This window comes from Rhizobium sp. SU303, assembly GCF_021052345.1.
Taxonomy (GTDB): domain Bacteria; phylum Pseudomonadota; class Alphaproteobacteria; order Rhizobiales; family Rhizobiaceae; genus Rhizobium; species Rhizobium laguerreae.
Genome location: NZ_CP088095.1, coordinates 3889242 through 3910012, shown reverse-complemented (window position 1 = coordinate 3910012; position 20771 = coordinate 3889242). Strand labels below are relative to the sequence as shown.

At 61.9% G+C, this 20771-nt stretch carries 23 protein-coding genes; 9 read left to right on the top strand and 14 right to left on the bottom strand.

Translation table 11 applies throughout. The features are described 5' to 3' along the window. Nucleotides 1-64 precede the first annotated feature (64 nt). The gene (locus RlegSU303_RS19410; protein ID WP_017962060.1) at nucleotides 65-1612 is read left to right on the top strand and encodes a sigma-54-dependent transcriptional regulator; all 1548 of its coding nucleotides are present in this window, start codon (nucleotides 65-67) and stop codon (nucleotides 1610-1612) included. Between the two features lie 178 nt (nucleotides 1613-1790). After that, on the top strand, nucleotides 1791-3635 hold the full coding sequence (locus RlegSU303_RS19405) for a DUF882 domain-containing protein (RefSeq protein ID WP_131718829.1): 1845 nt from the start codon (nucleotides 1791-1793) through the stop codon (nucleotides 3633-3635). A gap of 162 nt (nucleotides 3636-3797) precedes the next feature. On the opposite strand, the gene RlegSU303_RS19400 is transcribed toward RlegSU303_RS19405, so the two are convergent. From RlegSU303_RS19400 to RlegSU303_RS19390, 3 genes are all read right to left on the bottom strand, one after another. Next, nucleotides 3798-4061 (bottom strand): DUF2312 domain-containing protein, encoded by a 264-nt coding sequence (locus tag RlegSU303_RS19400; protein ID WP_003542853.1) that lies wholly within the window; start codon nucleotides 4059-4061, stop codon nucleotides 3798-3800. A gap of 91 nt (nucleotides 4062-4152) precedes the next feature. After that, entirely contained in the window at nucleotides 4153-4458 is a 306-nt protein-coding gene (locus RlegSU303_RS19395) for a DUF1244 domain-containing protein (RefSeq protein ID WP_017962058.1), read from the bottom strand. Nucleotides 4459-4490: 32 nt separating this feature from the next. Continuing rightward, a complete protein-coding gene (locus RlegSU303_RS19390; protein WP_025395987.1) occupies nucleotides 4491-5279 on the bottom strand; it encodes an N-formylglutamate amidohydrolase in 789 nt (262 codons plus the stop codon). A gap of 201 nt (nucleotides 5280-5480) precedes the next feature. Between RlegSU303_RS19390 and RlegSU303_RS19385 the strand changes: the two genes are divergently transcribed. The 3 genes from RlegSU303_RS19385 (at nucleotide 5481) to RlegSU303_RS19375 (ending at nucleotide 8164) form a co-directional block, all read left to right on the top strand. Further along, on the top strand, nucleotides 5481-5966 hold the full coding sequence (locus RlegSU303_RS19385; RefSeq protein ID WP_017962056.1) for a DUF1036 domain-containing protein: 486 nt from the start codon (nucleotides 5481-5483) through the stop codon (nucleotides 5964-5966). Continuing rightward, the gene (pyk, locus tag RlegSU303_RS19380) at nucleotides 5966-7405 is read left to right on the top strand and encodes a pyruvate kinase (RefSeq protein ID WP_094087435.1); all 1440 of its coding nucleotides are present in this window, start codon (nucleotides 5966-5968) and stop codon (nucleotides 7403-7405) included. Before RlegSU303_RS19385 ends, pyk begins: the two co-directional genes overlap by 1 nt. Before the next feature lie 123 nt (nucleotides 7406-7528). Then, nucleotides 7529-8164, top strand: coding sequence for a LysE family translocator (locus RlegSU303_RS19375; protein WP_094087436.1), 636 nt, complete (start codon nucleotides 7529-7531; stop codon nucleotides 8162-8164). A gap of 2 nt (nucleotides 8165-8166) precedes the next feature. Here the strand turns inward: RlegSU303_RS19375 and RlegSU303_RS19370 are convergent, their stop codons facing one another. Next, complete coding sequence (locus tag RlegSU303_RS19370; RefSeq protein WP_094087437.1) at nucleotides 8167-8721, bottom strand: DUF4865 family protein; 555 nt, start codon at nucleotides 8719-8721, stop codon at nucleotides 8167-8169. Continuing rightward, nucleotides 8718-9137: a tautomerase family protein gene (locus RlegSU303_RS19365; protein ID WP_017962053.1), complete on the bottom strand. Its 420-nt coding sequence runs from the start codon at nucleotides 9135-9137 to the stop codon at nucleotides 8718-8720. Before RlegSU303_RS19365 ends, RlegSU303_RS19370 begins: the two co-directional genes overlap by 4 nt. A 117-nt stretch (nucleotides 9138-9254) precedes the next feature. Here RlegSU303_RS19365 and RlegSU303_RS19360 point away from each other — a divergent pair, with 117 nt between their 5' ends. Together RlegSU303_RS19360 and RlegSU303_RS19355 are read left to right on the top strand one after the other, a co-directional pair. Continuing rightward, on the top strand, nucleotides 9255-10151 hold the full coding sequence (locus RlegSU303_RS19360) for a LysR substrate-binding domain-containing protein (protein ID WP_026158871.1): 897 nt from the start codon (nucleotides 9255-9257) through the stop codon (nucleotides 10149-10151). A 229-nt stretch (nucleotides 10152-10380) separates the two neighbouring features. Then, nucleotides 10381-11187, top strand: a complete 807-nt coding sequence (locus RlegSU303_RS19355; protein WP_017962051.1) for a phytanoyl-CoA dioxygenase family protein — start codon at nucleotides 10381-10383, stop codon at nucleotides 11185-11187. Between the two features lie 33 nt (nucleotides 11188-11220). Here the strand turns inward: RlegSU303_RS19355 and RlegSU303_RS19350 are convergent, their stop codons facing one another. After that, nucleotides 11221-12165 carry a GlxA family transcriptional regulator gene (locus RlegSU303_RS19350; protein ID WP_131718830.1) on the bottom strand — a complete coding sequence of 315 codons (945 nt, stop codon included), beginning with the start codon at nucleotides 12163-12165 and terminating at the stop codon, nucleotides 11221-11223. A gap of 127 nt (nucleotides 12166-12292) precedes the next feature. Here RlegSU303_RS19350 and RlegSU303_RS19345 point away from each other — a divergent pair, with 127 nt between their 5' ends. Next, entirely contained in the window at nucleotides 12293-13090 is a 798-nt protein-coding gene (locus RlegSU303_RS19345; RefSeq protein ID WP_062941528.1) for an SDR family NAD(P)-dependent oxidoreductase, read from the top strand. 68 nt (nucleotides 13091-13158) lie between these two features. On the opposite strand, the gene RlegSU303_RS19340 is transcribed toward RlegSU303_RS19345, so the two are convergent. The 8 genes from RlegSU303_RS19340 to RlegSU303_RS19305 all read right to left on the bottom strand — a co-directional run bounded on the left by RlegSU303_RS19340 (nucleotide 13159) and on the right by RlegSU303_RS19305 (nucleotide 20336). Next, nucleotides 13159-14133 (bottom strand): threonine ammonia-lyase, encoded by a 975-nt coding sequence (locus RlegSU303_RS19340; RefSeq protein WP_131718831.1) that lies wholly within the window; start codon nucleotides 14131-14133, stop codon nucleotides 13159-13161. A 157-nt stretch (nucleotides 14134-14290) separates the two neighbouring features. Next, on the bottom strand, nucleotides 14291-16027 hold the full coding sequence (gene ggt, locus RlegSU303_RS19335) for a gamma-glutamyltransferase (protein WP_131718832.1): 1737 nt from the start codon (nucleotides 16025-16027) through the stop codon (nucleotides 14291-14293). Between the two features lie 290 nt (nucleotides 16028-16317). Beyond that, the gene (locus RlegSU303_RS19330) at nucleotides 16318-17394 is read right to left on the bottom strand and encodes an alpha/beta fold hydrolase (RefSeq protein WP_131718833.1); all 1077 of its coding nucleotides are present in this window, start codon (nucleotides 17392-17394) and stop codon (nucleotides 16318-16320) included. Nucleotides 17395-17508: 114 nt separating this feature from the next. Beyond that, the gene (locus tag RlegSU303_RS19325; RefSeq protein WP_094087441.1) at nucleotides 17509-18144 is read right to left on the bottom strand and encodes a hypothetical protein; all 636 of its coding nucleotides are present in this window, start codon (nucleotides 18142-18144) and stop codon (nucleotides 17509-17511) included. Nucleotides 18145-18256: 112 nt separating this feature from the next. Then, on the bottom strand, nucleotides 18257-18382 hold the full coding sequence (gene ykgO / locus RlegSU303_RS19320; protein WP_003542835.1) for a type B 50S ribosomal protein L36: 126 nt from the start codon (nucleotides 18380-18382) through the stop codon (nucleotides 18257-18259). Between the two features lie 164 nt (nucleotides 18383-18546). After that, on the bottom strand, nucleotides 18547-19623 hold the full coding sequence (locus tag RlegSU303_RS19315; protein WP_131718835.1) for a 5-(carboxyamino)imidazole ribonucleotide synthase: 1077 nt from the start codon (nucleotides 19621-19623) through the stop codon (nucleotides 18547-18549). Continuing rightward, complete coding sequence (purE, locus tag RlegSU303_RS19310; RefSeq protein ID WP_011653459.1) at nucleotides 19620-20114, bottom strand: 5-(carboxyamino)imidazole ribonucleotide mutase; 495 nt, start codon at nucleotides 20112-20114, stop codon at nucleotides 19620-19622. The genes RlegSU303_RS19315 and purE overlap by 4 nt, the downstream gene beginning before the upstream one ends. A gap of 18 nt (nucleotides 20115-20132) precedes the next feature. Further along, complete coding sequence (locus tag RlegSU303_RS19305) at nucleotides 20133-20336, bottom strand: YdcH family protein (RefSeq protein WP_003542832.1); 204 nt, start codon at nucleotides 20334-20336, stop codon at nucleotides 20133-20135. A 228-nt stretch (nucleotides 20337-20564) separates the two neighbouring features. Between RlegSU303_RS19305 and RlegSU303_RS19300 the strand changes: the two genes are divergently transcribed. Then, nucleotides 20565-20738, top strand: coding sequence for a YdcH family protein (locus RlegSU303_RS19300; RefSeq protein WP_003542831.1), 174 nt, complete (start codon nucleotides 20565-20567; stop codon nucleotides 20736-20738). Nucleotides 20739-20771: the final 33 nt, after the last annotated feature.

The window sequence follows — 20771 nt, the reverse complement described above, 5'->3', positions numbered from 1 at the left end:
AAACTGGATGTTCAAGCCTTGCTGTCAGAGTGCGCTTTATGGTTTCGCATGAAGTGAGGCGACAATGACCGGTTACAATGAGCTCAAGGGAGCAGGGCAGATCCTCGTGGTCGAAGACGACCCCGTGCAGCGCCGCCTGCTCAAGAACGCAATCGAGCGTCACGGCCATGTCGTGCACCAGGCGGAAAACGGCCGCATCGGCCTGGAAATGGTCAAACGCGACAGCGGCCTTTTCAACGTCATCGTGCTCGACTTGATGATGCCGGAGATGACCGGCCTCGAATTCCTCGACGCGCTTCACGAATTCGGCACGCAGATCCCTGTCATCGTGCAGACGGGGCAGGGCGGCATCGAAACGGTGGTGCAGGCGATGCGCGCCGGCGCCTTCGATTTCGTCGTCAAGCCGGTCTCGCCCGAACGCATCGCCACCTCGATCTCGAACGCGATGAAGCTCGACCAGCGCGAAGTGAAGGCGCGGGCCGGACGCCGGTCGCGCTCAGGCTCGGTCGGCTTCGACGATATCGTCTCGGCAAGCCCGGCGATGCTCCGTGTCATCGATCTCGCCCAGCGGGCGGCTCAGTCCAACATTCCCGTCGTGCTCGAAGGCGAGTCCGGCGTCGGCAAGGAGCTGGTGGCGCGCGCCATCCAGTCCGGCGGCGACCGCTCGAACAAGCCCTTCGTCACCGTCAATTGCGGGGCGATCCCGCATAATCTGGTCGAAAGCATTCTCTTCGGTCACGAGAAGGGCGCGTTTACCGGCGCGACCGAGCGCCATATCGGCAAATTCATGGAAGCCGATGGCGGCACCATCTTTCTCGACGAGATCGGTGACCTGCCGCTTGAGGTGCAGGTGAAGCTGTTGCGTGCCGTGCAGCAGGGCGAGATCGAGACCGTCGGTGCGCGCACCGCGCACAAGGTCAATGTCCGACTGATCTCGGCGACCAACAAGGATCTGATCGAGGAGGTCAAGAACGGCCATTTCCGCGAGGATCTCTACTATCGCCTCAACGTCTTCCCGATCACCATTCCGGCGCTGCGCAAACGCAAGGAAGACATTCCGCATCTGGTGCGCGTCTTTGCCGACCGCTTCTCCAGCGAGCAGAAGAACGGACGCCGCATGACGGTGAATGCCGGCACGCTGGCTTTGCTGACGGCCTATGACTGGCCGGGCAATATCCGCCAGCTCGAAAACGCGATCTTCCGCGCGGTCGTGCTGGCCGAAGGGCCGGAGCTGACCGAGGCTGATTTCCCGCAGATCGCCGCCCAGCTTCCGGAATATGACGTGGTGGATCACCTGGCACTCGTTGCCGACAATACCGGCCTCGATCCCGACAGCGGCTATGGCGAGGACTTCAGGGCGTCGATCTCAGGAGAGGTGCACCACCACCGGCTGTCCGAGGCCCCGGAAAACGCCATCGCCAGCGTCAATCCTGCCGGAGACGTGCGTAGGCTTGCCGATGTCGAGGAGGAACTCATCCGATTCGCACTCAAATTCTATCGCGGGCAGATGAGTCAAGTAGCGCGCAAGCTCGGCATCGGCCGATCCACACTTTATCGCAAGCTCAAGGACTACGGCATAGACCCCGACAATCCCCAGAAAGATGCGGCTTAAGCGCTTTTCATTAAGATTAAGGCAACCACGTTTTGTTACTAGTCATAAACCACTTGTTAGTGGCGCGTTCACTATGTAAAGAAAAGGTTGATCATGTGTGGCATTTTTGCCATCGTGTGACCGCATTTGACAGTCATCTGAGACAGTACGGGACATTGTCTGTCTGACGGGGATCGAGTTGCCGAATCTGAATGGGAATTCCAAGCCTTCGCGCTTGAGCTGGCGTTTGTTGTGCGCCGACATTTGCGGAAAGGCAATAAGGACGGTAGCGGCCGCCCTTCTTGCGCTCGCGGTTTCCTCACCGGTATTCGTTGGTACGCCTTCGCAGGCAGCGGGCGACACCCGCAGCCTCAAGCTCTATTTCATTCATACCGGCGAAAAGGCCGTCATCACCTACAAGCGGAACGGCAAGTTCGACCCCAAGGGTCTGGAGCAGCTGAACCGCTTCCTGCGTGACTGGCGCAAGAACCAGCCGACGAAGATGGACCCGCGCCTGTTCGACCTGATCTGGGAAGTCTATCGCCAGAGCGGTTCGAGGGATTACATCAACGTCGTCTGCGGTTTCCGTTCGCCGGGAACCAACGAGATGCTGCGCGGCCGCTCGCGCAAATCCGGCGTCGCCGAAAAGAGCCAGCATATGCTCGGCAAGGCGATGGATTTCTTCATTCCCGACGTCAAACTGGCGACGCTGCGCGCCATCGGCATGAAGATGCAGGTCGGCGGCGTCGGCTTCTATCCGAAATCGGGCTCGCCCTTCGTGCATATGGATGTCGGCGGCGTTCGCGCTTGGCCGCGCATGAGCCGCGACGAGCTCGTCCGGCTCTTCCCCAACGGCAACACCATCCATATTCCGGCCGATGGCAAGCCATTGCCGGGCTACCAGCAGGCGATGGCCGACTACAAGCGCCGCGGCAGCGGCCCGCAGATCCAGATCGCCAGCGCTTCCGAATCGGCGCCGAAGCACAAGACGCTGTTTGCCGCGCTCTTTGGCGGCGGAGCGGACGAGCAGGAAGACGAGTCGGACGATTCCACGCCTGTCGCCGTCGCCAAGGCGACGCCGCCGAAGGCCGAGCCCGTTCCTGCCGAGCCGCAGCAGGCCGAAGTTGCCGATCTGAACGCGCCGGTGCCGCAGGTTCGCCCGGCATTCAGCAATCAGCCGACGAGCAGCGAAGTGGCGAACGCGCTCGTAGCCCCGCCTTCGGGTAATGCCGCACAGCAGGCCCTTGCTGCGGCCCTTCCGGCCGACCAGGCCCAGCCGCAGCAGTTCGCCGATCTCAGCGCATACAGTATTCCGGTTCCCTCGCTTCTCGGTCAGCGCCGCGCCCCTGGCGACGCCGAGGTTGCATTGGCCGATCCCATGTTGACGGGCGCGAATGCACTGCCGGTTCCGACGCCGATCGAACGCCCCGCCGTTGCCGAGAACCTTCTTGCCGCGGCCGATGCCGATCCGGAAGCAGAGGCCGACGAAGCCGATCAGGACGCGCTGTCTCCTGCCCTTGCCGATGCGCTCGACCAGCAGCGAAACGAAGGGGAAAGCCAGATCGCGTCGAATGCGCCGCCGCAGACGGTCGAGCAGGCGATCAAAGCCGCGATGACGCAAAAGGCGCCTGCCGCAAAGCCGCCGCTCGAACTCGCCGCATTGGCGCCGATGACCAAATCGGCAAGCTTTGGCGACGGCTTCGACGAACCGGCTGTCGAAAGCGCCGTGGCGCAGGGGCTTCCTGCCAAGGGTGGTCGCCCGACGCATAAGGAAGCCGCGGCAGCGGGTGCCAGCCGTACGACGGTGCGCACCGAACCGAAGCTGACGGAAAAGATGATCTCGCAGTGGGCGCTCACCAATGCCCGCCTCGAAATGGCCTCCAAGCAGGTCAAGGCGCCGCGGTTCGTCAGCCAGACGATGCGTGCCCAGCCGATCGCCGTCTATGCCGAGGGCTTCAACGTCAAGACCGCTTCGGTCGACCCGGCCCGCTTCAGCGGCACGGCTGTGAACTTCATGGAAGTGCGCAAGTTCAACACGAACTGAGCCTGCCAATCGAGGAAAAGTCGAAAACCGCCGGAGCGATCCGGCGGTTTTTCTTTTTTATTTCGATCCGGCAAGCTGGCTGTTTAGGCAGTTGTTTCCACAGCAAAAGAAAAGCCGCCGGGAGGCCGGCGGCTTGTCGACATCGGTAATATGCCGGAAGGATCAGCCTTCTGGCGGCGACTCGATCATGCCGAGCGCGAGCAGGTAGGTGTCGAGGATTGCTTCCTCTTCCATGCGTTCCTGCTCGTCCTTCTTGCGCAGCGCCACGACCTTCTTCAGGATCTTGGTATCGAAGCCCATTCCCTTGGCCTCGCCATAGACGTCCTTGATGTCGTCGGCGATGGTCTTCTTTTCTTCTTCCAGCCGTTCAATGCGCTCGATGAAAGCGCGAAGCTGATCGCGGGCGACGCCATGAGCATCAGACATCGTGTTCTCCTGATTTTTCGGTGATCAATTTTGGATGCCAGTGACTGCCGCGAAGCGGCGCCACGGTCAAGCCTGTTCGCGGCCGGGCAGGTTATTTGTGTGGATTGTTCAGGTCAAAAGCAGCCTTTTGCACAGGCGAGGCCTCGTTCTGGTGAAGATTCTTCCAGTCCTCATAGGGCATGCCATAGACCATCTCGCGCGATTCGTCTCTGGTCACCGGGACACCTTCTGCCTCGGCGGCTTCCCGATACCAGTTCGACAGGCAGTTGCGGCAGAAGCCGGCCAGATTCATTAGATCGATGTTCTGAACGTCGCTGCGTTCGCGAAGATGTGCGACGAGGCGGCGGAAGGCGGCAGCTTCGAATTCGGTTTGTTGTTCCTTGCTGAGCGCGGTCATCTCGCTTTCCTCTCGTTAAGTGTAGCCTTCGTTCAATAGGGGCCGGTGCGCGACAGGCGGACATCGTATTCGTGCAAGGCGGGATCGGCATTCATCGCCGCAAAGATCGGCGCCAGGCGTTCGGCCCATGCTGATATGCCGGTCTCGTCTCCGATCAGGTCCTGCCGCACCTCGAGCAGCGCATGCGGAATGCCGGTGATCATGCAATGGCGGTACATGGTATCGCCCTTCAGCGCGCCGTCATAGGGTTCGTTGTCGCCAACGGCGAGATCGGGATCGGCGCGCAGCATGTCGAGCAGCGGGCCGACGGCGCGATGGTCGCTATCCCAGAGCACGGCAGCGTGCCAGGGACGGGGGATGCCTTTCCAGGCTGGCGTGAAGGAGTGCAGCGACAGCACCAGCGGTGCCTTGCCGGTGGCATTCGCCACGCTGTCGATCGTTGCGGCGACAGCGTCGTGATAGGGGCGATGGAAGGTTTCGATCCGGTAGTTCCATTCCTGCGGCGTGATCGGATGATTGCCTGATATGACGGCGCCGTCGGAGATCTTCATGATCAGTGTCGGATCGTCTTCACCGCGATTGGGATCGATCAGCAGACGCGAAAAGCCACCGAGCACGGCGGGAACGCCGAGTTTTTCCGAAAGCTGCCGCGTCAGGCCCTCGATGCCGATGTCATAGGCGATGTGGCGGGCGAAGGCCGCGTCGGGCAGTCCGAGCCGGCCATATCGCGCGGGAAGGCGGTTCATCGCGTGATCTGCGAGGATCACCATGCCTTTGTCATGTTTGCCGGATAGGATTTCGAAGGATTGGAAGTCGTCCATCAGGGAATTGCCGTTCGTCATTGCGCCGTCGGGCGCAGTGATCGCATGCACCTGCGGCAGGTTCAAGCGCGGCAGGGTGGGGAGAGGTTAAGTCGGACCCTCGACGGTGGTTATGAAAGGAAATATAATCGATTAGCATTGCGTTGACTTTCGCTTGACGGCGGCGCAAGAAGACACGGATACGAATAACCGTGGAGCTATTTGGGAGCCGTGTTGATCCAAGCCGCGCCAAGTTTCCTCACGCGGTCCAGACCTCTGGTCCGTCTCGCTCTGTTCGCTCTTGCAGCCGCCATGCCATTTTTCATCGCAGATGCCGCACGCGCCGATTTTCGCGTCTGCAACGGAACACAGAATCTCGTCGGCGTTGCGATCGGATACCGGGCCAAGGATGGCTGGGTGACGGAGGGCTGGTGGCAGGTGCCGGCAACGACCTGCGCCACGCTGATCGAGGGAGAATTGCAGTCGCGTTATTATTACCTCTACGCAGAGGACGCCGCCCGGGGAGGACGATGGACGGGTGACGTGCAGATGTGCGTGGCGGAAAATGAATTCAAGATCTCGGGTGTGCAGGATTGTTATGCCCGCGGTTACCAGAAGATGGGATTCAAGGAATATGATACGGGCCGCCAGGGTAGCTGGATGGTTCAACTCTCCGACACCCCAGGGACGCAAGAAAGCCAGAATTGATGAAGCGTAATCGCAAAGTTAAAATCCTCGCCACCCTCGGGCCAGCCTCCTCCGAGGAATCGATGATCGAGAAGCTGCACCAGGCTGGTGCCGATGTCTTCCGCATCAATATGAGCCATGCGAGCCACGACATGATGCGTATGCTCATCCAGCGCATCCGCTCGGTCGAGGCGCGCTCCGGCCGGCCGATCGGCATTCTCGCCGACCTGCAGGGACCGAAACTGCGTGTCGGCAAGTTCGTCGACGGCAAGGTGGATCTGAGGCCCGGCCAGACCTTCACGCTGGACAACAACGAAGCCCTCGGCGACCAGAACCGCGTCTATCTGCCGCACCCCGAGATCCTGGAGTCGGTACAGCCCGGCCACCGTCTGCTGATCGATGACGGCAAGCTCGCCCTGCGCGCAGAAAAATGCGACGGCAAGAGCATCGTCACGACTGTTATTTCGGGCACGCGCATCTCCGACCGCAAGGGCGTCAGCCTTCCCGACACGCTGCTCGGCGTCGGCGCACTGACGGACAAGGATCGCGCCGACCTCGACGCCGTGCTTGCCACCGACGATGTCGACTGGGTGGCGCTTTCCTTCGTCCAGCGTCCCGACGACCTTGCCGAAGTGCGCAAGATCGCCCGTGGCCGCGTCGGCCTGATGTCGAAGATCGAAAAACCGCAGGCTCTCGAGCGCATCGAGGAAATCATCGAACTGTCCGACGCATTGATGGTCGCCCGCGGCGATCTCGGCGTGGAAATGCCGCTCGAATCGGTTCCCGGCATCCAGAAGCAGCTGATCCGCGCCTGCCGCCGTTCGGGCAAGCCGGTGGTCGTTGCCACGCAGATGCTGGAATCGATGATCTCCGCGCCGGTGCCGACACGCGCCGAAGTTTCCGACGTCGCGACCGCCGTGTTCGAAGGTGCGGATGCCGTCATGCTCTCGGCGGAATCGGCCTCGGGCGACTATCCCGTTGAAGCCGTGACGACGATGGCGTCGATTGCCACCGCCATCGAGCGCGAGCCGCATTATCCCGGCATCATCTATGCCCAGCGTGCCCAGCCGGAAGCGACCGGTGCCGATGCGATCTCGCTGGCCGCCCGTCAGATCGCCGAAACGCTGAAGCTGTCGGCGATCGTCTGTTACACCTCGTCGGGCACGACAGGCCTTCGTGCCTCGCGCGAGCGTCCGCAGGTGCCGATCCTGGCGCTGTCGCCGATCATCAAGACGGCGCGCCGTCTTGCCGTCGTCTGGGGCCTGCATTGCGTCGTCACCCATGACGCGACCGATCTCGATGACATGGTCAACCGCGCCTGCCGCATCGTCGCGGACGAAGGCTTCGGCAAGCCGGGCGATCGCATCATCATCTCGGCCGGTGTGCCGCTCGGCACTCCCGGCGCCACCAACATGATCCGCATCGCCTATATCGGCTCCGACGGCCAGAGCGGCGTCTGATCCGATCGCATCTCTTCGAACGCCCGCTGCCTGAAGAGGCGGCGGGCTTTTTCGTTGATGGGGCGGTATTGCCAAGGGCTGCGGTGCGTGCAAGTTTCGATTCCCTGGGTTCGGAGGAGCATCATGGATATCGTCACGCTTCTGGCTTTTGCGGCCGTTTCCTTCGTTGGTATCGCGACGCCGGGGCCGACAGTGCTGCTGGCGTTGACCAACGGCTCTCGGCATGGTCTGCGCCGGGCAATTGCCGGCATGATCGGCGCGGTGCTGTCCGATTTCGTGCTGATCGGCGCTGTCGCGATCGGGCTTGGTGCGCTGCTCGCTGCATCGGAATTCTGGTTTTCGATGCTGAAATGGGCGGGTGCCGCCTATCTCGCCTTTCTCGGTATCATGCTGCTGCGCTCCAAGGGCACGATCGATGCGGCGTTGAAGTCCGGAGCGCCTGCGGGCGCGACATCATCCTTCTCGATCGGGCTGAAGAGCTTCATGGTCGCGGCGACCAATCCGAAGGGCTACCTGTTCTTCTCGGCCTTCCTGCCGCAGTTCATCGACCCGACCCTGTCGCAGGTAACGCAATACACGTTGCTCGCGCTGGTCTTTGCCGCGCTCGATTTCCTCATCATGTTCGGCTACGCCTTCTTCGGTTCGCAGGCCGTGCGTTTCCTCAAAACCTCCGGCGCCATGTGGCTGGAGCGGGCCTGCGGTGGCGCGCTGCTGGCGCTTGCCGGCTCGCTGGCCTTCTATCGCCGGGCAACCGTCTGAGTTCAGGGTCTAGGCAGGGACAGGTGGCCAACGTGATAAGCCTGCGTATGCTCGCCGATTTCCGGAACCTCGCGCCATAGCTTGAAGCGTATTCGCGTCCATGTCGTCGGTTCGAAGCCGGAGACGGAGGCGAGCGCGCCTGTTGCCATATCGGCATCGGCCTCTGCGCTGTTGGCCCCGCGGAGATCGATGAGCGGCGCATAGGGTTCCGTCTGCTGGATATCGCAGGTGGCGAACTTGGCTGCGGCGATATCAGGCGAGATTTCCGCCTGCCAGACGATCCAGGTTTTGACCTGCGGCCAGCCGAAGGCGCCTGTTAACGCCTCAAACCCAGGACCGCAAAGGAAGTCGCTTACCCCTTCCGGCGTCTGCCAGAGGTAGAAGGGCGCGTAGAGGTTTTCGCGACTGCCGAATTCACCTTTGCGCGCTCTGAGATAGGCCTTGAAACCGAGATTGGGAAAGCCGTCGAGCAACGGTCCCTTGTCGCGGATGCGGCGGTCGATGATCGACATGTCGTAATCGGCTGGCAGGGTGAAGCTGTACTGCATGGCAATCATTGCCGATCTCCGATCGCACGAAGCCGCCAGTCGGGGTCGGTCATCTGGGCAATGCCGTCGCCGAAGGACCAGTCTTCCGGTGCGCTGGTGCTGATGACGATCATTACATCCTCGGGCCGGAGGCCGGTCGATTGCGCCAGGAGATCGGCGAGCCGCCGATAGAGCGCCGCCTTGATCTCGACGGTGCGAGGCCTGCCGATCGTGATCGAGATATAGACGAAGTCGTCCGAGCGCGGGCCGGCGAGATAGCTGCGGTCGAAGATCAATTCGTTGCCGTCATGCTGGTGGATGGCCTGGAAGCGGTCGTTTTCGGGCACGTCGAAGGTCTCGACCAGGGCGCGCTGGATGTTGTCGGCCAGTGCCATGAGGTAGTCCGGCGACTTGCCTTTGCGAAGGGAAATGCGAACGAAGGGCATCGGGATCTCCATGGTTCAGGCCGTCGGTCGGCCTTGACAGCAGAACCATCGCACGGCACGATGATGCTGAAAATCAGAATTTTATGGATGAATTATCCTGAAAAATGGGATTATGCAATGCGACGGACGATCTTTGATCTCGACGTGCTTCGAACCTTTTCGACCGGCATGGAACTCGGCAATTTCGCCAAGGCGGCCGAGCGGCTCGGGCGTTCGACCTCGGCAGTGAGTGCGCAGCTGAAGAAGCTGGAGGAACAGGCGGGCACGCCGATCTTCCGCAAGGCGGGGCGCGGACTGGCGCTGACCGATGCCGGCGAGACGATGCTTGGCTATGCCAGGCGGCTGCTGGAGCTCAACGACGAGGCGGCTGCGGCCGTCAACAGCGTCGAGCTGGAAGGCTGGGTGCGGCTCGGCCTGCAGGAGGACTTCGGCGAGACACTGCTGCCTGATGTGCTCGGCCGCTTCGCGCGAGCACATCCGAAGGTCCGCATCGAAGCCCGGGTGGTGCGCAATGCCGAACTGCTCGAGCGCGTCACATCGGGCAAGCTCGATCTCGCGCTTGCCTGGAGTGACGGCACGCTGACGGCGCATTGTGAGCGGATCGGCGAAGTGCCGATGCGCTGGATCGGACCTTCCGAGGAGCAGCCGGCCTGGCAAGCCGCAAGCGGTGAGCCGATGCCGCTCGCTTCGCTGGAGGCGCCGTGTCTGTTGCGCAGCGCCGCGACCAAGGCGCTGGATGAGGCGGGCATCTCCTGGCGGCTCGCCTTCGTCAGTCCCAGTCTCGGCGGTCTCTGGGCCGCGACCGCGGCAGGCCTCGGTCTCACCATCCGCACGCCGATCGGCCTGCCGGCGAAGGTCCGGCCGTTGGCGCCGGAGACGATCGGCCTGCCGGATTTGCCGAAGCTCGGTCTGGTCCTGCATCGGGCGGAAGCCGAACCGCAGCCGGCTGCCGCCCGGCTTGCCGAGCTCGTGCTTCAGTCGGTGCATGGCGCGCTGCGCGAGGTGTCGGCTTGACATCTCCGGATTGACCCCTCGGGCGCAAGCCTGTAGCCTCGAACTGCTATGAAGATGTTCACCCTCAATATCGCTTCGGTCTTCTTCTTGAGCCTCTAAGGGCTCTGCCTTCGGGCATCAGAAGATGCGGCCGCTGACAGCCTTCGTGGCTGTGCGTTGCCGTGAACTGTAACCACCCTGCATCTGGCCAAGGAAAGAGCCGGCAGGTTTGGCGATAGAGAGATGTTTCATGACAGCAGATGTTTACCCGCCGGCACTGAGTGCCGCGCAGATCGAGCGATTCATCGAGGACGGTTTCGTCAGGATCGACGACGCTTTTCCCCGCGAATTGGCCATGGAAGCTCGTGCCATCATGTGGCGCGATATTCCTTTCGATGCGGATGATCCAAGGACGTGGACGCAGCCAGTCGTGCGGCTTGCCGGTTATGGCGGCGGACCATTCGAGAAAGCCGTCAATACGCCGGTGTTGCATTCGGCCTTCGACCAGCTCGTCGGAAAGGGTCGCTGGGAGCCGCGCAGTGGGCTTGGCAGTTTCCCGGTCCGCTTTCCCCATCCCGATGATCCCGGCGATGCCGGTTGGCATGTCGATCTGAGCTTTCCCGGCGAGGATTCCAATCCGGATGAGCAACGGGACTTTTCCGCCTGGCGGGTGAACATCACCTCGCGCGGCCGGGCGCTGCTGATGCTCTTCCTGTTCTCGGATGTCGGGGAGGAGGATGCGCCGACCCGTATCCGCGTCGGATCGCACAAGGATATCGCCCGCCTCCTGGCGCCAGCGGGTGAGGCGGGGATGGCTCACCTCTGGCTGGAGCATGTCGGGGAGGAGCGGCCGCTGGCCTTGGCGACGGGACGGGCGGGCACGGTCTATTTGTGCCACCCATTCCTCATCCATGCAGCGCAGATGCATCGCGGCAAGCAGCCGCGTTTCATGGCGCAGCCTGGCCTTGCGCCTTCCGAACCTCTTCGGCTCGAACGGGAGGACGGTGCCTATTCAGCGGTCGAGACGGCGATCCGGCGCTCGCTTCAGGAGCAGTAGCGAAGGCAGGATGCATCCGTAGCCGCCGGTGCGTCACGTCTGCAGTTCCTGCAGGGCGGCGCGCCGGATTGCCTGCGGCGGTTGGCCGAAAGCGCGCAGAAAGGCACGGCGCATGCGCTCTCGATCGGCAAAGCCGGTCTCGCGGGCGACCACATCGATGGGGTGGCGGCCCTGTTCCATCATCAGGCGGGCCGCTTCCAGCCGCAGGTTCTCGACGGCCTTGGCCGGCGATTGCCCGGTTTCGGCGCGGAAGGCGCGGCTGAACTGGCGGGGGCTGAGATGGGACGCTTCCGCCAGCTCCTCGACCGAAAGCGCCGCTTTCAGATTGCTGCGGGCATAGGCAAGGGCCTTCTGAATGCGGTCCGATTTGGGCTCCAGCTCCAGCAGGGCGGAAAACTGCGACTGGCCGCCGGCGCGGCGATGATAGACGACGAGCATGCGGGCAACGGCGCGCGCCACCTCGAAGCCGTGATCCTTCTCGACCATAGCCAGCGCCAGATCAGTACCGGCGGTCATGCCCGCGGATGTCCAGACGGAGCCGTCGATGATGAAGATTCGGTCCTCCTCCATCTTTACGCGGGGATATCGGCTTTGCAGTTCGCGGGAGACATACCAGTGCGTCGTCGCCCGGCGACCGTCGAGGACGCCGGCTTCGGCAAGAAAGAAGGCGCCGGTGCAGATCGACGCCAAACGACGTGCGACCGGCAGGGCGGCGCGGATAAAGGCGGCTTCTACGACATTCGGCAGGCGGATGCCTGGGGCTCCTGCCACAATCAGCGTGTCGAGGGCCGGGTCGCCAAAGGCCTCCGTTTCCATCACCATGCCAAGAGAATTGGCAATCGGCCCACCATTCTCGGAAAGATAGCGGATGTCATAAACCTTTTCCTCAAGCTCGATATTGGTGAACTCGAAGGCCGAGACGGCCGCCAGGCTCATGATTTGGAAGCCGGGATAAACAAGAAAGCCGATTTGCTGCATGACCATCGTCCTGGCAAGAGGATGTCCTGAAAGGTGGCATATACGACATTCAGGCCATTCGCAATTGGGAGTAAGACTTTCCTCAAGCGCAAGGCATCGGGCTGGCGCGCATGCAAGGAGACGAATCATGACACAGGACCATAAGGGTACGGCGCTGGTGACCGGCGCATCCTCGGGCATCGGCGCAGTTTATGCCCACAGGCTGGCAAAGCAGGGTTACAATCTCATCCTCGTTGCCCGCAACGGTGAGCGGCTGCAGGCGCTGGCAAGTCGGTTGAGTGATGAGACCGGACGGACGGTCGAGACCGTCGTCGCCGATCTTGGCAACAAGGCCGGCCTTGCTCGCGTCGAAAGCGTGCTGAAGGAAGACCGGAGCATCACGCTTCTGGTCAACAATGCCGGTGTCGGTGGAACGGCGCCGCTGCTTTCCGCCGATGTCGAAAAGATGCAGGAGATGATCGAGCTCAACGTCACGGCGCTGACGCGGCTGACCTATGCCGCCGTGCCGGGGTTCGTCGCACGCGGCGGCGGCACGATCATCAATATTGCGTCCATCGTCGCGATCGCGCCGGAGCTGCTGAACGGCGTTTACGGCGGTACGAAAGCCTTCGTGCTTGCCTTCAGCCAGTCGCTGAAGCACGAACTGGCGGAGAAGAACATTCGCGTGCAGGCCGTGCTGCCCGGCGCCACCGCCACGGAATTCTGGGACATCGCCGGCACGCCGGTCGAACATTTGCCGAATGAGATCGTGATGTCGGCAGAAAATATGGTCGATGCGTCGCTCGCAGGTCTTGAGCAGGGCGAATTTGCAACGATCCCCTCGCTTGAGGATGCAGGCCTGCTTGCCGCCTACGAGCAGGCGCGTCAGGCATTGATGCCGAACCTCTCACGCACCGCGCCGGCGAAACGCTACAAGGTCGCGTAATTATAAAAAGATAGAAACCATCCGCGGCTGCTGCTGCGGATGGTCGATGGCGTTCACTTGCACGATGTTCAGCCGAAACGTTCCAGAGCCATGGCGAAGATATCGGCATCGACATTGCCGCCGGAGGTGACGGCGACGATCGTGTCGCTTTCCAGCGCCTCGCCATGGAAGAGCGCGGCGGCGAGCGCCACGGCGCCGCCGGGCTCGACGACGATCTTCAACCGCGTGAAGGCAAGCGCCATGGCGCGCAGCGCCTCCTCGTCAGTGACGACGATGCCGGCGCCGGCGAGACGCTTGAGGATCGGGAAGGTGATGTTGCCCGGCTGCGGCGTGACGATCGCATCGCAGATCGAGCCTGACACCGCCGCGTTGCGTTCGATCTTGCCAGAGGCGAGCGAGCGGGTGGTGTCGTCGAAATCCTTGGGCTCGCAGGGGCGGACGCGAAAGCCGGGGGCGCTCGCTTCGAGGGCGAGCGCAATGCCAGAGGTCAATCCGCCGCCGCCACAGGGAACGAGGACTTCGGCTGAAGTCACGCCTTCCTCTTCCGCTTGCTCGGAGATTTCGAGACCGGTCGTGCCCTGACCGGCGATGACCAGCGGTTCGTCGAAGGGCTTGATCAGCGTCAGGCCGCGCTCGGCCGAAAGTCTCGCGCCGATCTCGTCGCGATCCTCGTTGACGCGGTCGTAGAGCACCACTTCGGCACCGAAGGCGCGGGTGTTGGCGATCTTCAGCTTCGGCGCATCGCTCGGCATGATGATGACGGAGGGGATATTGTGCAGCTTGGCCGCCAGCGCAACGCCCTGGGCGTGGTTGCCGGAGGAGAAGGCGATGACGCCCTTCGAACGTACCGCAGCATCGAGGCCGGAGACGGCCGACCAGCCGCCGCGAAACTTGAACGAGCCGGAATGCTGCAGACATTCCGCCTTCACGAATAGGCGCCGGCCGGCAATCTCATTCAAAAAAGGAGAGGAGAGAAGCGGCGTGCGCCTTGCATGACCGCGCAGACGGGCGCGGGCTGCGACAATCATTTCAATGCTGGCCATTCGGGAATCTTTCTGCTTGCGGGTTCGCCCATGCATAGGGCGAGGTAAGCCAATTGTGAACGGCGACTTTGTCACGGTGACATGAATGGTGCCACCGCTGCTTCTTGAGCCGCGTTGCGCTTTGCACCGACTGTTTGACCAGGCGATCCCCGAAGCGTCAGTAGCCGCTTGCCGACCCCTCCGTTGCGCGGCTGTCCATGGCGCCGTTATAGCGGGCGCCGCCCCCCTTTTCGATGGCCGCAAGGCTTTTGCCGCCGACGAGGATGCCGGCGGCCTGGCCCCATTGCGGCGTGTCATTGCCGCCATCGAAGCTGTAGCCCATGGCGGCAAGCGTCTTTTCCGTATCCGGCGAAAGTGCATAGGGTTCGAGAAAGACCTTGTCGGGCTGCCATTGATGATGGATGCGCGGAGCATTGACCGCCTGGCTGATGTCCATGCCGAAATCGACGACGTTGAGGATCGCCTCCAGCGTGATGGTGATGATGCGCGAGCCGCCGGGGCTGCCGATCACCATGAAGGGCTTGCCGTCCCGAGTGACGATCGTCGGGCTCATCGAGGAGAGCGGCGTCTTCTTCGGGGCGATGGCATTGGCCTCGCCCTGCACCAGTCCGTAGAGGTTCGGCACGCCGGGCTTGGAAGTGAAATCGTCCATCTCGTTGTTGAGCAGCACACCGGTGCCGGGCGCTACGACGGCGGCACCGAAAGAGCCATTCAGTGTATAGGTGACGGCGACCGCATTGCCCTCGTCGTCGATGATTGAATAATGCGTGGTCTCGGTGCTTTCCTTGCCGCCGAGCGGTTTCAGGTTCGCCGAGGTGCCGGCCTTGTAAGGGTCGATCTTGGCGGCGATCTCCAAAGCATACTTCTTGTCGAGCAGCTTTGTGACCGGGTTCTCGACGAAATCGGGATCGCCGAGTGCAGCATTGCGGTCGACGTAAGCATAGCGCATCGCCTCGGCCATGATGTGCACGGTTTCGGCCGAGTTATAGCCGAGATAAGAGAGCGGATAGCCTTCGAGAACGTTGAGGATCTCGCAGATGATGACGCCGCCGGAAGAAGGCGGCGGCGAGGAGATGATGTCGTATCCGCGGTAATTGCACTCGATTGGCTTCAACTCGCGCACGGCATATTGCTCGAAATCCTCCTTGGCGAGGATACCGCCTTTGGCCTGGCTCGCCTTGACGATCGCCTCGGCGGGCGCGGCCTTGTAGAAGGCGTCGGGGCCTTTTTCGGAGATGGCTGCCAGGACGGTGGCAAGGTCCGGCTGCTGGAGTTTTTCGCCGGAAGCATAGGGTTTGCCGTCCGCTTTCAGGAAGATCTTCGCCGTGGCTTCATCCTTGGCGAGGCGTTTGGAGTTGCTGGCGAAACTTGCGGCGTCGCCCTGTTCCAGCGTGAAACCTTCCTTGGCGAAGCGGAGTGCCGGCGCGATCAGTTCTTCGCGCGACTTGGTGCCGTATTTCTCGCGCGCGGTCTCGAAGCCCATGACGGAGCCCGGCACGCCGACGGCAAGATAACCGTCGAGGCTGGCACGCGGCACGATATCGCCATTGGCGTCCAGATACATGGCTTTGGTGGCGGCAAGCGGTGCGCGTTCGCGGAAATCGAGGAAGGTCTTGGTGCCATCCTTCAGGCGGATGGTCATGAAGCCGCCACCGCCGAGATTGCCGGCCGAGGGATAGACAACCGCCAGCGCATAACCGACGGCGACCGCCGCATCGACAGCATTGCCGCCGCCTTTCAGCACCTCGACGCCGACATCGGTCGCCAGATGCTGGGCGGTGACGACCATGCCGTGCTCGGCTTCGACGGGCGCAGGCGAGGCGGCAAAAACCGAGGTCAGGCTCAGCGACAATGCTGATATGACGGAGATCGTCCCGATATGCAGGCGGCTCATGATTTCCCCTCCTATGGACATGATGGAAAAACATATGGGACTGCCTGGGCCCGAGGCAATGCAAGGGGTTGGCTTTAAATCATGTCGCGCAAAACTGTGCAGCGCTTTGCGACGACGACATGCGTAAAAACAAAACCTAAAGCGTGAGGAGTTCGGCGAGTTTCCGGTTGGTGTCGGCGTTATCGAGCGGCGTATCGACGATGATTTTTATCTTCGCCGGCTGGGTTGGCGTCAGGCCGCCGGTCGAAGGACATGCGGCCCTTGGCCGGATAGTTATACAATTCAACGTGCTACAGGATCCTTTGTGCGTCGGAAAAGACACGCGGCGCTGCAGGCGCCAGCGACGGCGCGGTTGCGACCGTCCGATCGCGTGAGGTGGCGGCAAGCCTCTCCTCGGCCTTGCGGGCGATCGCCTGCAGGTCGCGCGGCTTGCCGGCGATTTTCTCCATGGCGGCGATGGCGACATCGGTTGCGAGGTAATCCGGCTTGTGGCCGACGCCGCTGACGGTAATGAGCTCGGAGCCTGATATATCGCGGGCAAGGCCGCGCGAATGCAGGTGTTCCCAGACGATCTCGTCGCGGTCGCCTGTTATGATCACGGTCCGCGCGGTGATCTGCGAATAGAACAGCGACTGCTCCTTCACATAGGCGAGCAGTCTTTTGAAATCGGCAGCATTGTTGTAGAAGGCGCTGGGGCGCAGCACCAGCGACGGACCGGTTTTTTCGATGTAGTCGGCCGGGCGCGGATTGGGGCGGAAGACATTCAGCGTGCCGCGCTCCAGCCGTCTCAGCCCGAGCGGCACGACGATTGCGTGAGTGAAGAGCCAGCCGACGACCGGTGTCGTGGCGACATGATAGTACCAGTCGATGCCGCCCGGCCAGGGATGGGTGGCGGGTGCGAGGAAGAGCAGGCCGGCGGTCTTGTCAGGATGGCGCAGGCCAAAGGCGGCGGCGATCGCGCCGCCGAAGGAATGGCCGACGATGATCGCCTTCTCGATGCCGCGCTTCTCCATCAGTCTGGCGATCGCATCGGCCTGGCCGGAGGGGATGGCGTTCTCTGGTCCGCCGCGTTCGGAATAGCCATGACCGGGACGATCGACGAAGAGCATTTCCGCCCGGCCTTCGAGCGCGGCACGAAAGGCGACGACCTGATCGAGCAGATTGCCGCTGGCGCCGTGGATGAAGACCAGCGCCGGCAGATCCGCATTTTCGGGACGCTTGATGTGGACGGCATTCATGCGATAGCCGCCGACATCCGTCAGTTCGCCGATATTCGGATAGGCGTGTTCGAATTGCCGCGCCTTGTAAGTGGAGTAACCGATGGCGGCGGCGACCGGGGCGAGAAGAGCGGAAACTTCTGCAAGCATGATCTCAACGAGCGATATTTGCGGGACGTCCTGCGGCGGACAACCGCCACATCGTTCCCTCTAAAGTCTAAAATTGTGCAGCGTGATCCGGCGTCAAGATCGCTTACCGGGAAATCAGGTGCGGTTGCCGGCAAGTTTTTCCGCAAGCGTGTTGGCCTGTTCCTGGGCGGTGCGTTCGGCGGGATAGATATCGAGAAAACGCTCCCAAGCCTTCAAGGTCAGCTGGTCGTTGCCGGAATTGCTGAGGATCGCCGCCATGCCGGAGAGCGCGCCGAAATGGCGCGGCTCGAGATCGAGCACACGTTCGATGTCGGACATCGACTTGCGATAATTTCCCATGACGAAATTCAGCGTGGCGCGGCGGTTCCAGCTTTCGGCATAATCGGGCTTCAGCGCGATCGCCTCGTCGAGGAAATCGAGGGCCGCCGGATTGCGCTTTTCCTCAATCGCCTTGTCGGCCCACTGCATCAGCAGATTGACGGTAGCACTGCCGGAATCGTTCCATTCCATGCGGATTTCATTGGCGATGCCGCTGGCCTTTTCGGGATCGCGTTCACGCTTCAGCTGGCTGAAGAGCTGGTCGAGGTGCTGCTTCGGCGAATTGTTGGCATCCGTCTGCTCGATGATGACGTCCTTTTTCGCCGTGGCGGCCGGCTGCTCCGCGGCGGCGGCCGGAAAGGAGGAGGTGAGCAGAATGAGGGCGAGCGGCAGCGCCGCTGATGTCAAAGCAAAAAAGCGCATGGCGGACATATTAGCCCGCCAACGCCGAAGATCAAACAAATTTGACGTGATCACCGCAGCGACCCACCGGATATATCTGCCGGCGCAAGCTCACGCGGCAAGGCGATCCGGATGCGCGAAATCAGCCCTGACGAGCCTTGAAGCGCGGGTTCAGCTTGTTGATGATGTACATGCGGCCCTTGCGGCGAACCAGACGGTTGTCACGGTGACGAGCCTTGAGCGACTTGAGCGAATTCTTGATCTTCATTTTTCTGATCCGCGATCTCTATGGGGGAATTCACATTCGCCCGTATCTTTAACAATCAAAAGCGCGCCATCGGGCGCGCTGTTTAGGTGGGGGAGCAGATACCCCGTCACCTTTTCCGTGTCAACCACATGCAGGTGTTTTTCCCAAGGCACAGGGGTGTTTTCTCAGGCCAAAACCGGAGATTTCGGCGTCAACGCGGTGATGTGGCCCATCTTGCGGCCGGGGCGCCACTCGGTCTTGCCATAGAGATGAACCAGCGTATCGGGGCGACGCAGCCAGTCGGGAACGGCAAGGATATCGTCGCCGATCAGGTTCTGCATGACGCAGTCGGAATGCCGCTCGGCATTGCCGAGCGGCAGGCCGGCAACAGCGCGGATATGCTGCTCGAACTGGCTGACGACGCAGGCGGCTTCCGTCCAGTGACCGGAGTTGTGGACACGCGGCGCCATCTCGTTGGCGATCAGACCGCCATCGGCAAGTACGAAGAATTCGATGCCGATGACGCCGACATAGTTCAATGCGGCAAGGATTTTTTCGGCCGATTGTCGCGCGGCGTCCGCTGCCGGCGCCGAGATCGCAGCGGGAACCGTCGAGGTGTGGAGAATGCCGTTGCGGTGGACATTTTCGGCGGGATCGAAGCAGACGACCGTACCGTCGGTGGCGCGGGCGGCGATGATCGAGACCTCACGCTCGAAGGCGACGAAGCTTTCGAGGATGAGCGGCACGCCGCCAAGTGCTGCATAGGCGCCATCCGGGCTGTCTGCGGCCGAGCGGAAAACCTTCTGGCCCTTGCCGTCATAACCGAGACGGCGGGTCTTCAGCACGCCCTGGCCGCCGAAATCCTTCAGTGCCGTCTCGAGATCGGCCTGGCTGTCGATCGCATGGAAGCGGGCAGTGGTTATGCCGCAGCCATTGAGAAAGCGTTTTTCGACGAGACGGTCCTGGGCGGCTTCCAGCGCCTTCGGCGGCGGATACACGGACACGCTCGCCGAGAGCGTTTCGGCGGCTGCGACGGGCACGTTCTCGAATTCGTAGGTGACGACGTCGCAGATATCGGCGAGCTCGGCCAGTGCCGCCGGATCGTCATAGGCGGCGGTAATCTGCCAGTTGGCGAGCTGAGCGGCCGGACAGTCCGCCTGCGGCTCGAGGATGACCGTGCGAAAATTCAACCTGGCGGCGGCAATGGCCAGCATGCGGCCGAGCTGGCCGCCGCCGATAATGCCGATCGTTCTCGCCGTCATAGATCGTCCATCGGGTATTCGGCGACGGCAGCACTCTGGCGCTCGCGCCATTCGTCGAGCCGGTCGGCGATTTCTTCGTCGGAAAGGGCAAGCACGGCGGCGGCGAGAAGGGCGGCGTTGACTGCGCCGGCCTTGCCGATGGCGAGCGTGCCGACGGGAATACCGGCCGGCATCTGCACGATGGAAAGGAGGCTGTCCTGGCCGGACAGAGCTTTCGACTGGACCGGCACGCCGAAGACCGGCAGCGGCGTCATTGCGGCGGTCATGCCCGGCAGGTGGGCGGCGCCGCCGGCGCCGGCGATGATGACCTTGAAGCCCTCCGCGCGTGCGCCCTTGGCGAAATTGACCAGCCGGTCGACTGTGCGGTGGGCCGAAATGATGCGCGCGTCATAGGGAATTTCCAGCGCCTCCAGCGTGTCGGCGGCGTTTTTCATGGTCTCCCAGTCGGACTGGCTGCCCATGATGATGGCGACGGGTGGTCTGTCTGTCATCGTTGCTGCTATTCCCTCTCAGGCGATGATGTCAGGGATGATCTGATCTTCCAGCTTGGAGAGCCTGTCTTTGATAACGAGCTTCTTCTTTTTCATGCGCTGGATCCGCAGAGCGTCGCATCCGGTCTGGATCATGGCGTTGATCGCGGCGTCGAAATCCTCATGCTCCTGGCGCAGACGCGCCACTATGAGCCTGATTTCCGCCTGTTCCTGATCGGCCATATACATTCCCCGTTATCGTCCTTGGACCTTGTCCGATCTGGCGATGATTTCCGCAAGCTCCTATCACCAAATACAGGTAACGGCTAGTTAGTCTTGATCATGAAATTGCCGTGCAGTCTTCATCTTTTGGCCTTCGACAAGCCGTCAAAAATATGTCACAGTCCCGCCCGTTGACACCTTGATCCCCGACGATGTTGGCCGGGGAGGGTAAGAGGAAGGAAGGGTCATATGACTGTTCAAGCTCATCTTGAGTCACTCCAGAAAAAGCATGTCGCTCTCGAGGAGGAGTTACACGCGCTCAGAACATCTCCCTCTATTTCCGATACGGAACTTGCCGAATGCAAGCGCCGCAAGCTGCGCATCAAGGACGAGATTCAGCGTCTTAAGTCATCCGTCCACTAGTCTTCCCAAGGGTCGCCGGGCGATCATCTTGCG